This is a genomic window from Paenibacillus validus NBRC 15382 (genome assembly GCF_004000985.1).
Classification (GTDB): Bacteria; Bacillota; Bacilli; order Paenibacillales; family NBRC-103111; genus Paenibacillus_G; species Paenibacillus_G validus.
Map to the genome: position 1 here is coordinate 1 of NZ_BIMH01000032.1, position 21206 is coordinate 21206.

At 52.5% G+C, this 21206-nt stretch carries 23 protein-coding genes and 1 other annotated feature (1 of these 24 running past the window's edge); of the genes, 22 read left to right on the forward strand and 1 reads right to left on the reverse strand.

Annotated elements, in window-relative coordinates; genetic code table 11:
• Window positions 1–155: 155 nt before the first annotated feature.
• Entirely contained in the window at window positions 156–911 is a 756-nt protein-coding gene (gene pdaA, locus PVA01S_RS18275) for a delta-lactam-biosynthetic de-N-acetylase (RefSeq protein ID WP_236595711.1), read from the reverse strand.
• A 498-nt stretch (window positions 912–1409) separates the two neighbouring features.
• On the opposite strand from pdaA, the gene PVA01S_RS18280 reads away from it, so the two are divergent.
• The 22 genes from PVA01S_RS18280 to rplA all read left to right on the forward strand — a co-directional run bounded on the left by PVA01S_RS18280 (window position 1410) and on the right by rplA (window position 21041).
• Complete coding sequence (locus PVA01S_RS18280) at window positions 1410–1871, forward strand: CtsR family transcriptional regulator (RefSeq protein WP_054797071.1); 462 nt, start codon at window positions 1410–1412, stop codon at window positions 1869–1871.
• Between the two features lie 36 nt (window positions 1872–1907).
• Window positions 1908–2426, forward strand: coding sequence for a protein-arginine kinase activator protein McsA (mcsA, locus tag PVA01S_RS18285; protein ID WP_127608800.1), 519 nt, complete (start codon window positions 1908–1910; stop codon window positions 2424–2426).
• A gap of 29 nt (window positions 2427–2455) precedes the next feature.
• Window positions 2456–3532: a protein-arginine kinase McsB gene (gene mcsB / locus PVA01S_RS18290; RefSeq protein ID WP_054797072.1), complete on the forward strand. Its 1077-nt coding sequence runs from the start codon at window positions 2456–2458 to the stop codon at window positions 3530–3532.
• Window positions 3533–3604: 72 nt separating this feature from the next.
• Entirely contained in the window at window positions 3605–6049 is a 2445-nt protein-coding gene (gene clpC / locus PVA01S_RS18295) for an ATP-dependent protease ATP-binding subunit ClpC (RefSeq protein ID WP_127608801.1), read from the forward strand.
• Between the two features lie 167 nt (window positions 6050–6216).
• Window positions 6217–7584, forward strand: coding sequence for a DNA repair protein RadA (radA, locus tag PVA01S_RS18300; RefSeq protein ID WP_054797073.1), 1368 nt, complete (start codon window positions 6217–6219; stop codon window positions 7582–7584).
• A gap of 48 nt (window positions 7585–7632) precedes the next feature.
• Window positions 7633–8682 carry a DNA integrity scanning diadenylate cyclase DisA gene (gene disA, locus PVA01S_RS18305; protein WP_054799679.1) on the forward strand — a complete coding sequence of 350 codons (1050 nt, stop codon included), beginning with the start codon at window positions 7633–7635 and terminating at the stop codon, window positions 8680–8682.
• A 76-nt stretch (window positions 8683–8758) separates the two neighbouring features.
• Window positions 8759–9496, forward strand: coding sequence for a CDP-diacylglycerol--serine O-phosphatidyltransferase (pssA, locus tag PVA01S_RS18310; protein WP_127608802.1), 738 nt, complete (start codon window positions 8759–8761; stop codon window positions 9494–9496).
• Window positions 9497–9647: 151 nt separating this feature from the next.
• A complete protein-coding gene (locus tag PVA01S_RS18315) occupies window positions 9648–10745 on the forward strand; it encodes a PIN/TRAM domain-containing protein (RefSeq protein ID WP_127608803.1) in 1098 nt (365 codons plus the stop codon).
• Between the two features lie 99 nt (window positions 10746–10844).
• Window positions 10845–11552 (forward strand): 2-C-methyl-D-erythritol 4-phosphate cytidylyltransferase, encoded by a 708-nt coding sequence (ispD, locus tag PVA01S_RS18320; protein WP_127608804.1) that lies wholly within the window; start codon window positions 10845–10847, stop codon window positions 11550–11552.
• Window positions 11549–12034: a 2-C-methyl-D-erythritol 2,4-cyclodiphosphate synthase gene (ispF, locus tag PVA01S_RS18325; RefSeq protein ID WP_054797074.1), complete on the forward strand. Its 486-nt coding sequence runs from the start codon at window positions 11549–11551 to the stop codon at window positions 12032–12034. Before ispD ends, ispF begins: the two co-directional genes overlap by 4 nt.
• Window positions 12035–12074: 40 nt before the next feature.
• Window positions 12075–13526, forward strand: coding sequence for a glutamate--tRNA ligase (gene gltX, locus PVA01S_RS18330; protein ID WP_127608805.1), 1452 nt, complete (start codon window positions 12075–12077; stop codon window positions 13524–13526).
• A gap of 404 nt (window positions 13527–13930) precedes the next feature.
• Complete coding sequence (cysE, locus tag PVA01S_RS18335) at window positions 13931–14599, forward strand: serine O-acetyltransferase (protein ID WP_127608806.1); 669 nt, start codon at window positions 13931–13933, stop codon at window positions 14597–14599.
• Window positions 14589–16004, forward strand: coding sequence for a cysteine--tRNA ligase (cysS, locus tag PVA01S_RS18340; protein ID WP_054797075.1), 1416 nt, complete (start codon window positions 14589–14591; stop codon window positions 16002–16004). Before cysE ends, cysS begins: the two co-directional genes overlap by 11 nt.
• A complete protein-coding gene (locus PVA01S_RS18345) occupies window positions 16001–16534 on the forward strand; it encodes a Mini-ribonuclease 3 (protein ID WP_127608807.1) in 534 nt (177 codons plus the stop codon). Before cysS ends, PVA01S_RS18345 begins: the two co-directional genes overlap by 4 nt.
• A 16-nt stretch (window positions 16535–16550) precedes the next feature.
• Window positions 16551–17291 carry a 23S rRNA (guanosine(2251)-2'-O)-methyltransferase RlmB gene (gene rlmB / locus PVA01S_RS18350; RefSeq protein WP_054797076.1) on the forward strand — a complete coding sequence of 247 codons (741 nt, stop codon included), beginning with the start codon at window positions 16551–16553 and terminating at the stop codon, window positions 17289–17291.
• 37 nt (window positions 17292–17328) lie between these two features.
• Complete coding sequence (locus PVA01S_RS18355; RefSeq protein ID WP_054797077.1) at window positions 17329–17844, forward strand: NYN domain-containing protein; 516 nt, start codon at window positions 17329–17331, stop codon at window positions 17842–17844.
• A 114-nt stretch (window positions 17845–17958) separates the two neighbouring features.
• A complete protein-coding gene (gene sigH, locus PVA01S_RS18360; RefSeq protein ID WP_127608808.1) occupies window positions 17959–18603 on the forward strand; it encodes an RNA polymerase sporulation sigma factor SigH in 645 nt (214 codons plus the stop codon).
• A 243-nt stretch (window positions 18604–18846) separates the two neighbouring features.
• On the forward strand, window positions 18847–18996 hold the full coding sequence (rpmG, locus tag PVA01S_RS18365) for a 50S ribosomal protein L33 (protein ID WP_014372565.1): 150 nt from the start codon (window positions 18847–18849) through the stop codon (window positions 18994–18996).
• Window positions 18997–19014: 18 nt separating this feature from the next.
• Window positions 19015–19227 (forward strand): preprotein translocase subunit SecE, encoded by a 213-nt coding sequence (gene secE, locus PVA01S_RS18370; protein WP_127608809.1) that lies wholly within the window; start codon window positions 19015–19017, stop codon window positions 19225–19227.
• 28 nt (window positions 19228–19255) lie between these two features.
• Window positions 19256–19789, forward strand: coding sequence for a transcription termination/antitermination protein NusG (nusG, locus tag PVA01S_RS18375; protein WP_127608810.1), 534 nt, complete (start codon window positions 19256–19258; stop codon window positions 19787–19789).
• A gap of 41 nt (window positions 19790–19830) precedes the next feature.
• Entirely contained in the window at window positions 19831–20256 is a 426-nt protein-coding gene (rplK, locus tag PVA01S_RS18380; protein WP_127608811.1) for a 50S ribosomal protein L11, read from the forward strand.
• Window positions 20257–20348: 92 nt separating this feature from the next.
• The gene (gene rplA / locus PVA01S_RS18385) at window positions 20349–21041 is read left to right on the forward strand and encodes a 50S ribosomal protein L1 (RefSeq protein ID WP_054799676.1); all 693 of its coding nucleotides are present in this window, start codon (window positions 20349–20351) and stop codon (window positions 21039–21041) included.
• A 57-nt stretch (window positions 21042–21098) separates the two neighbouring features.
• Window positions 21099–21206, forward strand: a sequence feature (ribosomal protein L10 leader region) (it continues 57 nt past the right edge of the window).

Below are 21206 nucleotides of genomic sequence, written 5' to 3' on the forward strand. Positions count from 1 at the left end.
ATCCATAAAAGTCCGTTTGGAATTTATCCAACCGGGCTTTTATTTATTTTACCGCAAATAGCGGAGATCACGCATCATGATTCAGCTATGAATAAAAAATCAAAGAGCCAGCATGAGCGTAATACTGCCCCGTTCTCGCTGGCTCTTTGTCTTGCTTAAGGCGTTCGAACACTCATTTCCCCCAAACTTTTGAACACATAACCTTGCCGACGCGCTTCATCGATAATGCTGGCCAACGCATCCGTGTTATCTTTGGAAATCGAATGAAGCAAGATAACCGCTCCAGGATGAAGCTGCGAAGTCACTTTATCATAGGCGTATTTCGCCCCTCTCTGATCCTTCGTGTCCCAATCCTTGTAGGCGATCGACCAGAATACGTTGATATAGCCGAGCTGTTTGCTTACATCCAACGTCCGTTCGTTAAATATACCCCGTGGGGTACGTAAATATCGCATTTCCTGTTGCCCTGTTACGGCGGTAACCTCTGTCTTGACCTTCGTTAATTCCTCACGAATGCGGTCCGCAGAAATTTGACTCATGTCGGGATGATGCCAAGAATGATTACCGATCAGATGACCTTCTTGCACCATCCGCTTCAGCAGCTCGGGTTGACTTGTGACGTAGTGGCCTGTGACAAAGAAAATGGCGGGCACCTGCTTTTGTTTCAGCACGTCCAGAATTCGGGACGTATACCCATTCTCATAGCCGTTATCAAAAGTTAAATATAATTCTTTTTGGGAAGTATCTCCGGTGAAGATCGCTTCATATTTTTGCAGCAATGATTTAAAGCCTTCTTCATCGATGGAGGGTAACTGGCCGTTTACGCTTTTTTTAAATCCGAAATGATAGGGTCCGTCAGCATAGGCTGGAATGGCTGAGATCGAGAACTGGCTAACCAAGGCCAGTGCCACAGTGAGGACGAAGTAGCAGATCCGTTTCAAAATAGGTTCACTCCTTACGGTCAGATTAGCAACGTAGACAAAGCTGCCACGCCGTTCATACACTGTATTGTGCCACCGTCTGGAACGGATATGTGTTGTCCGCTAAAGGTGCCGAGGGGGTGTAGTGGTTGATTTCCCATAGTCTGGGTATTGCTGAGGGGGATCGAAGGTTGAACCACCCTGGTAATCTAGATGTGGATAGCCGATTTGAGTCCTTGATGTATATCGTGGAGAGCCATGTAAATAATGAAAACATAATCCCACTGAATTTAAACATAATAACTGTAGATCGATGAGGTCCGAAATGAGGTCAGAATATGCATCAGCGCATGAGGTTTAAGGCGTTAGGGAATAGTTGCATTCTTGTGTAAATCTGCTATAATGTTTTTAAAGTCAAAGAAAGTCAAAGTCAGAAACAAGACTAAACCTTTGACGTTTTCTTCAACTTTAGTCGTGGAGGTCAAATGGATGCGCAATGTTTCAGAAGTCATTGAACAGTATCTGAAGCAAATTTTGCAGCAGAGCCCCGACGGCGTGGTCGAGATCCAGCGCAATGAACTGGCCGATCAATTCAATTGCGTTCCATCGCAAATCAATTATGTGATCAGTACCCGCTTTACCTTGGAGAAAGGTTACGTTGTCGAAAGCAAGCGCGGCGGCGGAGGGTACATACGCATTCAGAAAATCGGGCTGCATTCGCAGGGTACGGTGCTCGACTTTATTTTCCAGAATATAGGCACGCACATCGACCAGACCGCATCTGAAGGGCTCTTGTATCAACTCGAGGAAGGCAAGTACATTACCCGGCGGGAAGCATGCTTAATGAAAGCGGCGATGGCCCGTGAAGTGTTGGCCTTAAAGCTGCCGCTGCGGGACGAAATTCGCGCCAAGCTGTTGAAAGCGATGCTGATATCGCTGCTGGGCAAATAATTAACCTTCAATTCATGAACTGAAGGAGGGGCCGTCTTGATCTGTCAGGAATGCGGAAAGAAACAAGCGACGCTTCACTTTACGAAAATACTGAATGGCGAGAAAACCGAATTTCACATTTGCGAAACATGCGCCAGAGAGAAGGGGGAGCTCATTCCGGGCACTCCGAACGGATTTTCAATCCACAACCTGCTGAGCGGGCTTCTTGATTTCGAGCCGTCTTCGCACAATGCGTCTGCTTCTAAAATTCAACCTACACGCTGCGAACACTGCGGCTTGACGTACAGTCAGTTCAGCAAAGTCGGAAGATTCGGCTGCAGCGAGTGTTACAAGCATTTTACAGAGAAACTGGATCCGTTGTTCAAGCGGGTTCACGGCAATATTGTGCACACGGGCAAGGTTCCGAAACGATCAGGCGGGTTAATTCAATATAAACGCGAAATCGACTCGCTGAAGAAAGAACTGCTTGTGCGCATTGAGAAAGAAGAATTTGAGCAAGCGGCAAAGATCCGAGATCAAATTCGGGAATTGGAACGAAAAATATCAGAAGCTTAAACGATGGACGATAGAGAGGAGGATTCCTAATGGCGGAAGTGCACCGCTTTACGGAAAATGCGTTAAGCGATTGGATGAAGGGAGATGGCCCGGACTCGGATATCGTCATCAGCAGCCGAATCCGTATCGCCCGCAACGTAAGAGCGTACCCGTTCCCTATGCTGGCGACGAACCAACAATCCAAGGAAGTGCTCGATAAAGTATCCGAAGTGCTCGGGAACGAAGAACTCGATACGATCAGCCGGTTTACGCTGCTCCCGTTGTCCGAATTGGATGAGTTGAAGCGAAGGGTGCTCGTGGAGAAACACTTGATCAGTCCGGCGCTCGCTAACGAGTCGCGGAACGGCGCGGTCATTTTGTCCGACAACGAATCGATCAGCATCATGGTGAATGAAGAGGACCATCTTCGAATACAATGCTTGTGCCCCGGTTTTCAGATTAAGGAAGCGTGGGACTTGGCGAATCAGATCGACGATTTGTTCGAAAGCCATCTGGAGTACGCGTTTGATGAGAAACGGGGCTACATGACAAGCTGTCCGACTAACGTGGGAACCGGCATTCGAGCCTCGGTCATGATTCATTTGCCGGCGCTTGTGCTAACGCAGCAAATTAACCGGATTTTGTCGGCCATCACACAGGTGGGGCTGGCGGTGAGAGGACTGTACGGGGAAGGCAGCGAGGCACTGGGCAATTTATTCCAAATTTCGAATCAAATTACGCTGGGTCAATCGGAAGAAGAAATTATCGATAACCTGCACAGTGTCGTCCGGCAAATCATTGAGCATGAACGGGCGGCACGCCAAAAGCTGGCGCAAGAAAGCAGAGCGAAGCTGCTCGACCGGGTAAGCCGTTCTTTCGGAATTTTATCGTATGCGGCTATTATGGATTCCAAGGAAGCGGCCCAGCGGCTTTCAGATGTGCGGCTAGGCATTGATATGGGCTTTATCAAGAAAGTGTCTCCTCAGGCGCTGAATGAACTGCTGGTGATGACGCAACCAGGTTTTTTGCAGCAAACAGCAGGAGAAAAGCTATCGCCTGAAGAAAGAGACATTAGAAGAGCGCAGCTGATCCGGGATAAAATGTCCGAATCGGATGAAGCTCGCTGACATCAGGATAAGCCTCGTCTTGTGGTTAACGCAGCATAAATAAAATGTATACCAATCTTGGAGGTGTTACTCATGATGTTTGGCAGATTTACGGAACGTGCGCAGAAAGTGCTCTCTTTGGCTCAAGAGGAAGCAGTCCGATTGGGTCATAACAATATCGGAACCGAGCATATTTTACTCGGACTGATTCGCGAAGGCGAAGGGATCGCGGCTAAAGCTTTGATCGCGCTCGGCCTCGGCCTGGAGAAAATTCAAGACGAAGTCGAATCGCTCATCGGCCGCGGTCAAGAACAACCTACCAATATCGCCTACACGCCTCGTGCGAAAAAGGTAATTGAGCTGTCGATGGACGAAGCCCGCAAACTCGGCCATACGTATGTCGGCACCGAACACATTCTGCTCGGCCTGATTCGCGAAGGCGAGGGCGTGGCGGCGCGCGTGCTTAACAACCTCGGCGTCAGCCTTAACAAGGCGCGTCAGCAAGTGCTGCAGCTGCTGGGCAGCAGCGAGGTCGTATCGCCGAGCCACGGCAATCCCGTTAACGTGAATACGCCGACGCTGGATGGCCTAGCGCGCGATTTGACGGCTTACGCGAAGGAAGGCAATCTGGATCCGGTTATCGGCCGGAGCAAAGAGATTGAGCGCGTCATCCAAGTGCTGAGCCGCCGGACCAAGAACAACCCGGTCTTGATCGGGGAGCCCGGGGTGGGTAAAACGGCGATTGCCGAAGGCCTCGCGCAAAAAATAGTGGCTAATGAAATTCCGGAGACACTGCGAGACAAACGCGTCATGACCCTTGACATGGGTTCGGTGGTGGCCGGAACGAAATACCGCGGTGAATTTGAAGATCGCCTTAAAAAAATCATGGACGAAATTCGTCAAGCCGGGAACATCATTCTGTTCATCGACGAGCTGCATACGCTCATCGGCGCAGGAGGTGCAGAAGGCGCGATCGACGCTTCCAACATCCTGAAGCCGGCGCTGGCTCGCGGCGAGCTGCAATGCATCGGCGCGACGACGCTTGACGAGTATCGCAAATATATCGAGAAGGACGCGGCGCTTGAAAGACGCTTCCAGCCGATTACGGTCGATCAGCCGTCGCCGGAAGAAGCGATCCAAATCCTGCACGGTTTGCGCGATCGCTATGAAGCGCATCACCGCGTGAAAATTACGGACGAAGCCATTGAGCAAGCGGTCAAACTGTCCGATCGTTACATTACGGACCGGTTCTTACCGGACAAAGCAATCGACTTGATTGACGAAGCGAGCTCCAAAGTGAGACTTCGCTCATACACGGTACCGCCAGATTTGAAAAATATGGAAAATAGGCTCGAGGATATCCGCAAAGAGAAGGATGCTGCGGTGCAAAGCCAAGAGTTCGAGAAGGCGGCATCCCTCCGCGATACCGAGCAAAAGCTGCGCGAAGAGCTCGATTCCACGAAGAACGAGTGGAAAGAGAAGCAAGGCCGCACCGATTCCGAGGTAACGCCGGAGGATATTGCACAGGTGGTCGCCAGCTGGACCGGCATCCCGGTAGTCAAATTGGCCGAAGAGGAAACGGAACGCCTGCTCAAAATGGAATCGATTCTGCATGACCGCGTTATCGGTCAAGACGAAGCGGTGAAAGCCGTCAGCCGTGCGATCCGCCGTGCGAGAGCCGGTCTGAAAGACCCGAAACGCCCGATGGGCTCGTTCATCTTCCTTGGCCCGACCGGGGTCGGGAAAACAGAGCTGGCGCGTGCGCTGGCCGAGTCCCTCTTCGGCGACGAGAACGCGGTAATCCGGATCGACATGTCCGAGTACATGGAGAAGCACTCGACATCCCGTCTGGTCGGCGCGCCTCCGGGATATGTCGGTTATGAGGAAGGCGGCCAGTTGACCGAGAAGGTCCGCCGCAAGCCGTACTCGGTTGTCCTGCTCGACGAGATCGAGAAGGCGCACCCGGAAGTGTTCAACATCCTGCTTCAAGTGCTCGAGGACGGCCGTCTGACCGATTCCAAAGGCCGTACGGTCGACTTCCGCAATACGTTGATTATTATGACCTCCAACGTCGGCGCGGACGTCATTAAGAAAAATTCGACGCTGGGCTTTACCGCGGCGCACGATGCGGGCAGAGACTACAATAACATGAAAGACAAAGTGATGGGCGAGCTGAAGAAAAGCTTCCGTCCGGAATTCTTGAACCGGATCGACGAAATCATCGTCTTCCATTCGCTCGACGAAACGCATATCGCGCAAATCGTAACCTTGATGGCCGACGAGCTGCGTAAACGTCTTAAGGAGCAGGACGTCGACTTCGTGCTGACGGACTCCGCGAAGGCGTTCTTGGCTAAAGAGGGCTTCGATCCGAGCTTTGGAGCCAGACCGCTGCGCCGGGCCATTCAGAAGCATATCGAGGACCGCTTGTCCGAAGAGCTGCTTCGCGGAAACATCTCGAAAGGCGATACATTAACGATTGATGAGAAGGATGGCGAACTTGTCGTTCAACGAAATCAAAGCGTAGGCACGGAAGCCTAGGAAACAGATTTTCCCGCTGTCGGGTATACCGGCAGCGGGTTTTTTCTTTATTTGCATACAGCTTTGGACGAAAGCTTTTTTTATTTTGCCTGACATGGCTATAAGGGTTTTCAAGGATTCTTAGGCATGGTAAACTTTGTAATGGAACTTAAGTCGGGAGAAGAAATATGAGCAAAACGAAAACGAAATTTTATTGCCAGCAATGCGGGTATGAATCGCCGAAATGGCTGGGCAAGTGTCCTGGCTGTGAAGCATGGAATACGTTCGTCGAAGAAGTGGAGACGGTCAGCAAGAGCAGGGGCTCGCACACTTCGATTACCAATAAGAAAGAAAAAGCGATTTCGATCATAGACATAGAAAGCAGTGAAGAAGCCAGGATTGTCACGCGGAACAAGGAGTTGAACCGGGTGCTCGGCGGAGGCTTGGTGCCGGGCTCGTTAATTTTGGTCGGAGGCGATCCGGGTATCGGGAAATCGACGCTGCTGCTTCAAACCTCGCATGAGCTCACGGCGCAGATGTTAAAGGTGCTGTACATCTCGGGCGAGGAATCGGTACGGCAGACCAAGCTGCGCGCGGATCGCCTGCAGGCGGTATCGCCCCTTCTGTTCGTGCTGAGCGAGACGAATGTGGAATTTATCGAGGCGGCGATCGAAGAGGTGCAGCCCGATTTTATCGTTATCGATTCGATTCAGACCGTGTACCATCCGGCCGTGGCGTCAGCACCGGGAAGCGTCTCCCAAGTTCGCGAGTGCACCGGGCATTTTATGCGGATCGCCAAGGTTAAAGGTATCGCAACCGTACTTGTTGGCCATGTTACTAAGGAAGGGGCTATCGCTGGGCCTCGTCTCCTCGAACATATGGTCGATTGCGTTCTGTATTTTGAAGGAGAGCGGCATCATTCATACCGGGTGCTTCGGGCCGTTAAGAATCGATTCGGCTCGACGAACGAAATCGGGATTTTCGAAATGCGCGAAAGCGGGTTGGTCGAAGTCGACAATCCGTCCGAGCTGTTCTTGTCCGAGCGCCCGCTCGGCGTTGCCGGCTCGACGGTCGTCGCCAGCATGGAGGGGACCCGGCCTGTGCTTGTGGAGCTGCAGGCGTTGATTTCAACGACGAACTTTCCGTCCCCGAGGCGTATGGCGACCGGATATGATCACAACCGGCTCTCGTTAATTATAGCCGTACTGGAGAAGCGGATGGGCATGTTTCTCCAAAATCAAGACGCATATCTGAACGTGGCGGGCGGGGTGAAGCTGGATGAGCCGGCCGTCGATTTGGCGGTTGCCGTCAGCATCGCATCAAGTTTTCGCGATCAGCCTACCCAGCCGTTCGATGTTGTATTCGGTGAAGTGGGATTGACCGGGGAAGTGCGCGGCGTGTCCCGCGTCGATCAGCGCGTCCGTGAAGCCCAGAAGCTTGGCTTCAAACGGGTCATTATGCCTCAGAAAAGTTTAAAAGGTTGGACACCCCCGAAGGGGATCGAAATCATTGGCGTGCAGACCGTTGCGGAAGCGCTGTCCGCCGCTTTAGTTTAGTCGTCAGGAGGGACATCTTTGAGCAAGGAAGATCTAAAACGCGACGTAATGAGCCAATTATTGCAACTGGTGTCGCCGGGCACCCCGTTTCGGGACGGACTCGAGAATGTGCTGCGCGCCAAAACGGGCGGGTTGATCGTAGTCGGCTACAGTCCGGAGGTCATGGAAATTGTGGATGGGGGATTTTCCATTAACTGTGATTTTTCCCCGAATTATTTATATGAATTGGCTAAAATGGATGGCGCGATCATTCTCAGCGAGGACTTGAAACGTATTTTGTATGCCAACACGCAGCTTATCCCCGATTCCTCGATTTCCTCTTCGGAAACCGGGATCCGGCATCGTACGGCCGAACGGGTAGCGAAGCAAACCTCGAAGCTCGTCGTGTCCATTTCCCAGCGGCGTAATGTCATTACGTTGTACCAAGGAAATCTTCGGTATGCGTTGAAGGACATCGGCGTCATACTAACGAAGGCCAACCAGGCGATCCAAACGCTTGAGAAATATAAGTCTGTGCTCGATCAGGATATGACGAATCTGGGAGCTTCCGAATTCGAGGAGCTCGTTACGCTGCACGACGTCACCAGCGTCATCCAACGGATTGAAATGGTGCTGCGGATTAAAGCGGAGATTAATCGATATATCAACGAACTCGGCAACGAGGGGCGTTTGATCAGCATGCAGCTCGAGGAATTGGTAGGCAATACAGAACGCGAGGCTTATTTGCTCGTCAAAGATTATATTAAGGAATGCAACGAAGAGAAGGTCAGGGACGTGTTCGCACAGTTGAAACGGCTTGCCAGCGATGAAATTCTCGATCATGCGCAGATCTCAAGATTGCTCGGCTATCCGCATATTTCCGCCGGCGCGGAAGAAATCGTGTCGCCGCGCGGCTACCGCGTGTTGAACAAAATTCCTCGGCTGCCGTCGATTATCATCAATAATCTGATTGAACGCTTCCGGCAGCTTCCGCACCTTATGATGGCGACCATCGATGAGCTGGATGAAGTGGACGGGATCGGCGAAGTGCGGGCCCGGACCATAAAAGAAGGCTTGAAGCGTATCCAAGATCAGGTACTCATTGACAGACATATCTAACTTGCATACAATCATAAGGTGGCCTCATATACATATTGGTATTGGGGCACAGTAAAACCAGAGGTGGATCAAATACATGATAGCAAAATCTCTCCCGAACCTGTTCACGATTGGGAATCTTTTTCTGGGTATTATCGCGATTATCTCCGTATTTAACAATAAACCTGAGCTTGCGGCTATCATGGTGATCGTGGCGATGCTGCTTGACGGTTTGGACGGTCGCGTAGCAAGGGCGCTTAATGCGCAAAGCGAATTCGGCAAAGAACTGGATTCGTTGTCCGATGTCATCTCGTTCGGCGTTGCCCCGGCATTCATTATGTATGTCGTCGCTTTCACGGAGCTGAATGCAGCTGCCGCTTGGATCGTCACCGCCATCTTCCCCATTTGCGGGGCTTTGCGTCTCGCTCGCTTCAATGTAGTTGCCGGAACGCCGGGTTACTTTATCGGCTTGCCGATTCCAGCTGCAGGCGGCGTTCTGTGTACGCTTGCGCTGTTTCACCAAGAACTGAATACGATCGTGCTTGCGTTGTCGACGCTGCTCTTGTCCTATTTAATGATCAGCACCGTGAAGTATCCGAACTTTAAGAAAATCGGTATCCCGAAAGCGGCGATTTGGATTACGCCGGTCGTCGTGATTGCCGCCGTCGTCCTGGCGATTCAATTCCCGGGTACCTTATCCAAGATGATCTTCGTACCGCTGCTGTTATATGCGCTGTACGGGCTAAAAAAAAACGTTGATCGAGTCTTCTTCTTCCTCCGCCGCAAACGAAAAAAAGCGGTAGATGAGCCGGAGTCCAAGACCACGGCCATCTAAACGGAACAAAGCGAAAATGAAAAGCATTTATTTTCCGAAAGGGAAATAAATGCTTTTTTGCATTTTCTTACCTTGGCTACGATTAGGCAGAGAGCTTTTGGTTCATAATTGTAACTAGAATGCAAAATAGGATTTTATGGAGGTGAAGACTATGATGAAAAAATGGTTCCAGCTCTTGTTTGCCGTCGTCGGGGGAGCATTGGGGAACGGGTGGAGTGATACGTTAGGTAAACCTTTTTTTGAAGTCATAGCATCAGTCATCGGGATAGAAACGATCCAAGGACAAGCCGTTTGGATGTTCGCGATCGGCGCGCTTGTGTTTTATTCCGTAAGCGGATGGACGCTCGCATATTTGCTGCGGATGATCCGCAGCGGAGAAGAGCGTGTCGCTCACGTGCCGGTTACCGATTTGTTAGCCGGTACGACCGGTATGGGCGTAGGACTGCTCGTGTCTTCGCTGATCTTGCAGCCGCTTGAGCGCTCGGGCTTTTCCAATCCGCTCCTGCATATGCTGTGTATCGGCGTGCTGGGGTACGCCGGCTATAGGCTGGGGACGGTCAAAAAAGAAGAGCTCGTGGCTATGCTGGAAAAGCGCGCCGGGGATCGGACACGCCGGGCCCCTGGTGAAGTGAAAGGTTTTGAGGAACACAAAATTTTAGATACGAGCGTCATCATCGATGGGCGAATCGCCGACATCTGCAAGACCGGTTTTATTGAGGGGACGTTGGTCATACCCGAATTCGTACTGGAGGAACTGCAGCATATTGCCGATTCCTCCGATTTGCTGAAGCGCAACCGGGGACGCCGAGGGCTTGATATTTTGAACAAAATTCAAAAGGAGCTCGACGTTAAGGTATTGATCTATGAAGGAGACTTCGAAGAAATCTCCGAAGTGGACAGCAAGCTGGTGAAGCTGGCGAAAGTGCTGCAGGGCAAAGTGATTACGAACGATTTCAACCTGAATAAGGTGTGCGAGCTTCAGGGCGTCTCGGTGCTGAACATTAACGACTTGGCCAATGCGGTCAAGCCGGTCGTGCTGCCGGGCGAGGAGATTCTCGTTCAGGTGATTAAGGACGGTAAAGAGCACGGTCAAGGCGTCGCTTATTTGGATGACGGCACGATGATTGTCGTGGAAGGCGGACGCGATTTTATCGGAACGACGCTGGATGTGCTGGTGACAAGCGTGCTGCAGACGTCGGCAGGCCGGATGATTTTCGCCAAACCGAAACTATTGGAAAAAGCGCTCTAAAGCGTTATGATAGAGAGGATGCGTTTTTCCGGGGTAAGCAGATGAAGCGAGAATGCGGGCTGCGAGGAAAACGCCAGACGGTTTGGGCAGGTGGACGGTTTGAACACAGGCGTTGGCGTCGTCATTGTGGCGGCCGGTAAAGGTACGCGCATGGGCACGCGGGAAAGCAAACAATATTTGCAGTTAGACGACAAGCCGATTCTGGTTCATACATTATCGGCGTTCAATCGGATGCCGTTCGTGGACGAAATCGTGCTGGTGACGGGAGCGGGCGATGTAGACCGCTGCCGGTCTTATGTGAGGGCATACGGTCTCTCTAAAGTAACCGCAATCCTCGCAGGCGGGAAGGAACGCCAAGATTCCGTCTGTCAAGGGCTGTCGGCGCTGGGGGACCGCGTCGAATGGGTGCTCGTTCACGATGGCGTGCGCCCGTTTGCAGCGGAAACGCATGTTCGGGCTTGCTTGCGGCAAGCCGAATTGACGGAAGCGGCGGTGCTTGCCGTACCGGTGAAGGATACGATCAAAATCGTGAACAGAGAAGGCGTCATAGAGGCGACGCCGGACCGCAGCAGCTTGTGGGCGATTCAAACCCCGCAAGCTTTTCGTCTTGCCTTGCTGTTGGAGGCGCATGCGAAAGCGCGAGAAGAAGGCTTCACGGGTACGGACGACGCGATGCTGGTGGAACGGCTCGGGCGGCAGGTATCGGTTGTCGAAAGCGATTATTATAACATTAAGATTACGACGCCGGAGGATTTGCCTTGGGCGGCGTGGATACTACGAAACGTCAGGGGAGAGGGAAGCCAATGATTCGCGTAGGGCAAGGGTTTGATGTGCACCAATTGGTCGAGGGCCGCAAATGCATCATCGGAGGCGTCGAAATTCCTTATGAGAAAGGACTGCTCGGTCATTCCGATGCGGATGTGCTGCTGCATGCGTTAAGCGACGCTATTCTCGGCGCTCTGGCGATGGGGGATATCGGCAAGCATTTTCCGGATACGGATGCGGAATTCAAGGATGCGGACAGCTACAAGCTGCTGCTGCACATATGGAAGCTGGCGACGGAAGCGGGGTATCGGCTCGGCAACGCGGATTGTACGATCATCGCGCAGAAGCCGAAGATGGCTCCATACATTCCGGCTATGGTGGAACGGATTGCCGCTGCGCTCGGCGCGGAAGCGTCGCAGGTGAACGTCAAGGCGACGACCACCGAGCAGCTCGGCTTTACCGGACGAGGGGAAGGCATCGCCGCGCAGGCGATTGTCTGTCTGGTTCAAGGTGTGCTATCATAACGAGTATTAGTTTCAAGGGAGACGGAAGGAGAATGGGGTCATGGCAAATATTCGCGTAAGGTATGCGCCGAGTCCGACCGGACATTTACATATCGGGGGCGCCCGTACCGCATTGTTCGACTATTTATATGCCCGCAAGCATGAGGGGCAGTTCATTATACGCTTCGAGGATACCGATCAGAGTCGGCACGTGGAGTCCGGTGTGGATAGTCAGTTGGAAGGCCTGCGCTGGCTCGGCATCGATTGGGACGAGAGCGTCGACATCGGCGGACCGTACGGGCCTTACCGGCAGACCGAACGGCTCGATCTGTATCAACCGTTCGTGGAGCAGCTGCTGCGCGAAGGGAACGCCTATCCTTGCTTCTGCACGGAGGCCGAGCTGGAGGCGGAGCGCGCCGAGCAAGAAGCGGCCGGCCATATGCCGATGTATTCGGGCAAATGCCGTCACTTGACAGCGGAGCAAGCGGAAGCTTACCGGGCCGAAGGGCGCAAGCCGTCCATCCGTTTTCGCGTGCCGGCCAATAAAGTGATTGCGTTCGAAGATCGCATCCGGGAGCATGTCGAGTTCGAGTCCGCGGGTATCGGCGACTTTATTATCGTCCGCCCGGACGGGATTCCGACCTATAACTTTGCCGTGATCCTGGACGATCACTTGATGAAAATCACGCTCGTCATCCGCGGCGAGGAGCATCTGACGAATACGCCGCGTCAAATTATGATGTACGAAGCGCTTGGACTTCCGACGCCGGAATTCGCGCATTTATCGCTCATTCTGAACCAGGACCGCAAGAAAATGAGCAAGCGCGACGAGTCGATCATTCAATTCATCGAGCAGTACAAAGCGCTCGGCTACCTGCCGGAAGCGGTGATGAACTTTATCGCGCTGTTGGGCTGGTCCCCGAAAGGCGAAGAGGAAATTTTCAGCAAGGACGAGCTGATTGCCCAGTTCGACTTGGACCGTGTGTCCAAAAGCCCGGCCGTGTTCGATATGGATAAGCTTAACTGGATGAATAATTTATATATTAAAAAAGCCGATCCGGAGAGAATCGTAACGCTCGCACTGCCGCATCTGCAGCAGGCCGGACGGTTGCCCGCGACGCTGAGCGACGAACAGGCCGAGTGGGTCCGCGCGTTGGTGGGGCTGTATCAGGATCAACTTCGGTACGCGGCGGAAATCGTACCGGTCTCCGAGCTGTTCTTCCGCGAGGACGTGCAGCTGGATGACGAGGCGAAGGCTATGCTCGCCGAAGAACACGCCCCGATCGTGCTCGGCAGCTTCCAGAAGCAGGTGGAAGGCGCATCTGACTTCAGTGTGGACACGATTAAAGCCTTGGTCAAAGCGGTCCAGACGGAAACCGGCTATAAAGGCAAACCTCTCTTTATGACGATCCGCGTCGCTTTGACCGGCCAAATGCACGGTCCGGACCTGAATATGACGATCCGTCTTCTGGGCCGGGATACCGTGCTTGCACGTCTGAAGAAGTTATTGTAATGCGTCTAGTTTTCTGCTAACATCTTAAACAATACCATATGCCAACGGCGACGAACGGGAAAGTACGCAGATATGAGGATTCCCAGAGAGGACGACCGGCTTAGACGGCCGGCTGCGAGTTGTCCATTCCTTATTCGGCGGAAGTGCACCCGGGAGCCGTAAAGACGATCTGACTTTCAGCGGAGACCAGGGTTATCCGCTGTCGCTCATCAGGGTAGTTTTTACCGTAGCGTTCACGATACGAACGATGAAGATGGGAGTGACGGGCCGCGCGAAGCTGCGGGTTCGTTCAACCAAGCAGAGTGGAACCGCGAAGAACAACGCCTCTGCAGCCGAATCGGGCTGCAGGGGTTTTTTGTTATTGCGGCATTTTATCAAGGTTCAGGGGAAGTGGGGTCCCAGCTATGTTCAGCAGAATGAAAGAAGACATCGATACGATATTTGAGAATGACCCTGCCGCGCGAGGCTGGTTCGAGGTTGTATTTACTTACTCCGGTTTGCATGCGCTATGGGCGCACCGGGTGGGGCATTGGTTTTATAAGAAGCGCTGGTTTACGATCGCACGAATCATTTCTCAAGTCAGCCGCTTCATGACAGGCATAGAGATTCATCCGGGGGCGAAGATCGGCAGAAGGTTTTTCATCGACCACGGCATGGGTGTGGTGATCGGGGAAACGTGCGAGATCGGGGACGACGTGCTGCTGTATCACGGGGTGACGCTCGGGGGTACGGGGAAAGAGAAGGGCAAACGGCATCCGACACTCGGTAACAATGTCGTCATCTCGGCCGGAGCCAAGGTTCTGGGCTCCTTCACGGTCGGAGAAAATTCAAGGATCGGCTCGAACGCGGTCGTGCTGTCGGAAGTGCCGCCGAACAGTACGGTGGTCGGCATCCCGGGACGGATCGTGAAGCGGGACGGGGTGCGCGTCGGACGGCTGGAGCACAACAATTTGCCGGATCCGGTCATCGAGATGTTCCGCCAACTGCAGGAGCAGGTCGATGAACTGAAAACGAAAGTGACGCACCTGGAATCGGAACGAAAGAACGGAGGAAGCGAATCTCATGACGCTTAAGATTTACAATACGTTAACCCGCAACAAGGATGAGTTTAAGCCGCTCACAGCGGGACAAGTAAACATGTACGTATGCGGGCCGACGGTTTACGACTATATTCATATCGGCAATGCACGGCCGGTCATCTTCTTCGACGTGGTGCGTCGATATCTCGAATCGATCGGGTACAACGTGAAGTATGTCGTTAATTTTACGGATGTGGACGATAAGCTGATTAAGAAGGCGGCAGAAATGGGAACGACGGTTCCTGAAGTAGCCGACTTGTTCGTGCAAAAGTATTATGAAGATACGAAAGGGCTCGGCGTTCGTGAAGCGACCGTGCATCCGCGAGTGACCCAAAATATGGGCGAGATTATCGCGTTCATCTCGGGCCTTGAAGCCAAAGGGCTTGCCTATGAAGCGGGAGGTGACGTATTCTTCCGCACGTCGAAGTTTGCGGAATACGGCAAGCTGTCGCAGCAAAATCTTGACGAACTGCAGTTCGGTATCCGTGTCGATGTCGATCAGCGCAAAGAGAACCCGCAAGATTTCGTGCTCTGGAAAGCAGCGAAGCCCGGTGAAATCAGCTGGTCGAGCCCTTGGGGCGACGGCCGCCCCGGGTGGCACATCGAGTGTTCCGCCATGGTTCGCAAATATTTGGGCGAGACGATCGATATTCACGGCGGGGGACAGGATTTGACATTCCCGCACCACGAATGCGAAATCGCGCAATCCGAAGGTTTAACCGGGCATCAGATGGCTAATTACTGGATGCATAACGGGTTCGTCAATATCAATAATGAGAAAATGTCGAAATCGCTCGGCAACGGCATAACCGTACACCAGCTCTTGAAGACGATTCCCGCGCAAGTCATTCGTTATTTCATGCTGTCGGGCCATTACCGCAACCCGCTCAATTTCAGCGACGAGGCCGTGGAGCAGGCCAAAGGCAGCTTAGCCCGCATTGAAAACTGTATCTCCGCGCTGAAGCATCGCCTGAAATCCGCAGCGGCGGAAACGGGGGGCGCTCCCGCTGCAGCGGATCCCGCGATTGCAGCAGCGGTTCAGGACGTGAAGGCGCAATTCGAAGCGAAAATGAACGACGACTTCAATACGCCGGATGCGATTACCGCCGTATTCGAATTAGTCAATGTGGCCAACCCTTACGCTAACCGGGAGGAAGTGAATGCGGCTACGCTGGAGCTTTTGCTGCAGCAGTTTGCGGCGATGGACGATGTGCTCGGCATTCTGGCGCCCGAAGCGGACGATTTGCTTGACGAAGAAATCGAGCAGCTGATCGCCGACCGTACCGAAGCCCGCAAAAGCAAGAACTGGGCTCGTGCGGATGAAATTCGCGATCTATTGACTGAACGCGGCATCGTGCTGGAAGATACGGCTCAGGGCATTCGTTGGCGGCGCAAATGACGGGGAACGGACGAGACGAGTTGAAGCCTGAAGTTGGAAGTGAATCGAGAAGTAACACTGAATCGAAACGTGATCCAGGACCGGAACCGGATCCATTCGGCGTTAACCTGTTTGCGTTTCCGCCGGCCCGCGAGCCGCGGCTGTTGAACCCTCTGGTGCTCGCGTACATGGGAGACGCCGTGTACGAGGTGTTTATCCGGCAATATGTGGTGTCGCAAACGAACCACAAGCCGAATCATTTGCATCGGCTCGCGACTCGGTACGTATCGGCCAAAGCGCAGGCCAAATCGTTAACGCGGTGGCTTCCTCTGTTGACGGAGGAGGAGACGGACATCGTGAAGCGCGGCCGCAACGCCAAGTCCGCTACGAAGGCGAAGAACGCGGACGTGCTCGAATACCGGCACAGCACCGCGTTCGAATGCTTGATCGGTTATTTATATTACATGCGCCGTTGGGAACGGCTGCTGTTCTTGCTGAACTTGTCGTTGGAGCGGGAAGAAGAAGCTGAACTCAAGAAATCTAAACTATAACGAGAGGACGACCTGCATGGAAGAAATCATTGGGGGCAAGCATTCCGTGTTGGAAGCGCTGCGTTCCGGCCGCACGATCAATAAAATATGGGTGGCCGAGCAGGCGCAAAAACAGCTGACGCAGCCGATCATCGCGGAGGCTAAGCAGCAAGGGGTTATCGTCCAGTTCGCCGATAAGCGGAAGCTGGATCAAATGGCCGGGGACATTCAGCATCAGGGCGTCGTCGCGCAGGTGGCTGCGTACGACTACGTAGACGTCGAGGATTTGCTTGCGCGCGCGGCGGAGAAGAATGAGACGCCGTTCCTGCTCATTTTGGACGAAATCGAAGATCCGCACAATCTCGGTTCGATTCTGCGGACGGCCGACTGCACGGGCGTACATGGCGTGATTATTCCGAAGCGGCGGTCCGTCGGATTGACAGCGACCGTCTCCAAGACATCGGCCGGCGCCGTTGAATACGTGCCGGTTGCGCGGGTCACGAACTTGGCGCAGACGATCGAGCAGTTGAAGCAGCAGGGCGTCTGGATCGCCGGTGCGGACGTGGGCGCCAAGGCTCCGCTTTACCAGACGAACTTAAATTTGCCGCTGGCGATCGTGATCGGCAACGAGGGCAAAGGCATTGGCCGGCTCATTCGGGAAAAGTGCGACTTTCTTCTGCAGCTGCCGATGTTCGGTCAAATCAATTCACTGAACGCGTCGGTTGCCGCTTCCGTCTTTATGTACGAAGTGGTGCGCCAACGGCTTGCGGCACAGTGAGCGGCCACAGCCGGTTTGATCTCGGCGGGTGGTCGGCATGATCCAAGAAATTTTGATTGTGGACGGGTACAACATTATCGGAGCGTGGCCGGAGCTGCAGAAGCTGAAGGAAATCCGGCTCGAAGAAGCGCGGGACCGGTTGATTCAGATCATGGCGGAATACCAGTCGTACTCCGGGATGAAGGTCATTCTCGTCTTTGATGCTTACTTTGTACCCGGGCTGGGCGGTAAATACACACAGAGCAAGCTCCCCATCTATTTTACGAAAGAGAAAGAAACGGCGGACGAGCTGATTGAAAGATTAGTGGTCACCCATATCGGGCGGCGTAAGCAGATTTATGTAGCGACTTCGGATATGACCGAGCAGCACGTCATCTTCGGCAAGGGAGCCTACCGGGTTCCGGCCAGCGAGCTGCTGGTGAAGGTTCGCCTTGCGCGTCAGGAAATCCGGCGTAAGATCAAGGATGAGGCCGAAACCAAGCGAAATACGTTCGACAGCCGCTTAAGCGACGAGCAGCGCAAACGGCTCGAGGATTGGCGGCGTGAGCGATAAAATAGCGTAACGCCGTGGGCTTTGAAGCTTTTGCTAGCGCGAATTTTATTGACGATGTTAGGTTACATAATGTATACTAATCCTATCTTTCAAGCGCAGGCCGGAGGGATTGTGGTGAGTGTCGACTTCAAAGAATTGAGAATGTACGAATACGACCTCAAGGCAGACGAAGATGTAGTCGAAGCGGTCCGCGAAGGCGATAGCGATGCGCTGGAATACTTGATTAACAAGTATCGAAACTTCGTACGCGCCAAGGCACGATCTTATTTTTTGATCGGAGCCGATCGAGAAGATATCGTACAGGAAGGCATGATCGGGCTGTACAAGTCCATTCGCGACTTCCGCGGCGATAAGCTTGCCTCTTTCAAAGCATTTGCCGAGCTCTGCATTACCCGTCAGATCATCACGGCTATCAAGACAGCCACCCGCCAGAAGCATATCCCACTTAACTCTTACGTTTCCTTGGACAAGCCGATCTACGATGAAGATTCAGATCGAACGTTGCTGGATGTCATTTGCGGTTCCCGCGTATCCGATCCGGAAGAACTGATTATTAATCAAGAGGAATTCAGCGGTCTGGAAGACAAGATGGGCGAGATTTTGAGCGATCTCGAGCGCAAAGTGCTGATGCTGTATTTGGACGGAAGATCCTATCAAGAAATTGCTGTAGATTTGGATCGCCATGTCAAGTCTATTGACAACGCCCTGCAGCGCGTTAAACGCAAATTGGAGAGATATTTGGAAGTTCGCGACGCATAAAGTAGGCACCTTTCCTCTACCCGAGAAGGTGCCCTTTTTTGTGCCGTTGACCGCTGCGGGTGGTTTAACAGCCCCGTTGACGGTCCATACTGGTAATAACGAGCATGACAGGTGTAATCCTTTTTCCTTGACATGAAGTATGCCGTGTGCTAAAGTGTTCAGGTAGCCTTAAAACGAGTAGGCGTTTTTTTGCTGGTCGCATAAGGTTGTAAATCAAAGGCTGGTCCGTAGGAGGTGTACATCATGCGGGTGATCATCACGTTAGCGTGCACAAACTGCAAGCAGAGAAACTATACGTCTTCCAAAAATAAGCGCAACCATCCTGACCGCATGGAGCTCAAGAAATATTGCAAATTTTGCAATGAACAAACGGCTCATCGCGAAACTCGCTAGTTTTTTGGAGGTGTAGTTGTGTCCTTTTTAGCTAAAGTGAAGCAGGGATTCGGCAGCACGTTTTCTTTTTTTGGGGACGCTTGGTCCGAGTTGAAAAAAGTGAAATGGCCCAGCCGTAAAGAGCTGATTAGTTACACGCTGGTCGTGTTGTTTACGGTCATCTTCGTGACGGTGTACTTCTACGTTCTGGACTTAGGGATTTCTGAGCTGCTTCGCCTCGTGTTTCAATAATTCAGGCTGATTGGTGGCGCTAATGGGAATGGAAAAAAGATGGTACGTCGTACATACCTATTCCGGGTATGAAAACAAGGTGAAGGCCAATTTAGAAAAACGTGTGGAATCCATGGACATGAAGGACAAGATCTTTCGCGTGCTCGTGCCTATGGAAGAAGAGCTTGTGAACAAAGACGGTAAGAAAAAGACCGTAATGCGTAAAGTATACCCGGGATACGTGCTGGTGGAGATGATCCAAACGGACGATTCCTGGTATGTTGTGCGCAATACGCCTGGCGTTACCGGCTTTGTCGGGTCGACCGGTTCCGGTTCGAAACCGACGGCTTTGCTTCCTGAAGAAGTAGAGTCGATTCTCAAGCATATGGGCATGGAAGAACCGAAACCGAAGATCGATTTCGAACTGAAAGAGACGGTTCGCGTGAAGGTCGGTCCGTTCGCCAACTTCGTTGGGTCCGTGGAAGAAATTCTGGTCGACAAAAGCAAGCTGAAGGTGCACGTCAATATGTTTGGCAGGGAAACGCCGTTGGAGCTTGACTACCATCAGGTGGAAAAGCTGTAACATGATCGTCTGTCATACTACGAACGAGGAGGTGTCACACAATGGCAAAAAAAGTTATCAAAATGGTAAAACTGCAAGTTCCAGCAGGTAAAGCGAATCCGGCGCCGCCGATCGGTCCGGCACTCGGTCAAGCAGGCGTTAACATCATGGCGTTCTGCAAAGAGTTCAACGCTCGTACCGCAGATCAAGCAGGTTTGATCATTCCGGTCGTAATCACGGTTTTCGAAGACCGTTCTTTCACGTTCGAGACAAAAACGCCTCCGGCTGCCGTTCTTTTGCGCGTAGCTGCAAAGATCGAAAAAGGATCCGGCGAACCGAACAAGAAGAAAGTCGCAACCGTAAAACGCTCGCAAGTGCGCGAAATCGCCGAGCAAAAAATGCCTGACCTGAACGCTGCATCCGTCGAGGCTGCTATGCGTATGATCGAAGGTACGGCTCGCAGCATGGGCGTAGTCATCGAGGACTAATCGAAGGCTGCCATGCTTAAGTTTTCCTCGTCGGAGGAGAACTTCAACCAGTGGGAGGATATTCCGCTAATACCACATAGGAGGACTGCAAAGTGGCTAAACACGGCAAAAAATACTTGGAAGCTTCCAAGTTGATCAACGCCGACACGTTCTATGAGCCGCTCGAAGCTATCGAGTTGGTTAAGAAGACGGCGGTAGCCAAATTCGACGAAACCGTCGAAGTGGCTGTGCGCTTGGGCGTAGACCCGAGAAAACAAGACCAAGCTGTTCGCGGCGTGGTTGTATTGCCTCACGGTACAGGTAAAACCAAACGTGTTCTTGTATTCGCAAAAGGCGAAAAAGCTAAAGAAGCGGAAGCGGCTGGCGCTGATTTCGTAGGCGATCAAGACATGATCAATAAAATCCAACAAGGTTGGTTCGACTTCGATGTCTGCGTAGCTACGCCGGACATGATGAGTGAAGTCGGTAAACTCGGTCGTATCTTGGGTGGTAAAGGTTTGATGCCTAACCCTAAAGCGGGCACTGTTACGTTTGACGTAGCGAAAGCCGTTCAGGAAATTAAGGCTGGTAAAATCGAATACCGTCTGGATAAAGCCGGACAAATCCATGCTCCGATCGGGAAAGTTTCCTTCGACGCCGAGAAGCTCGCAGAAAACTTCAAAGCCCTGATCGACGCGTTGAACAGAGCGAAACCGGCAGCTGCCAAAGGGGTATACCTGAAGAACATCGCGGTATCCTCGACGATGGGTCCGAGCGCTCGCATCAACGTAGCGAACCAACGATAAGGAACAGCTTGCCAGTTGACTTTCAAGGTCAGGCGTGCTAACCTAATTAGGTTCAATAACAAGTGAATATGCTTACCGTAGACAGCAGGTGCTTGGATGCTCCAAGCTTAATCTCCTGCCGAGGTGTTATGATAAACGTTCGATATTCGAAGCTTTACGGCTAGT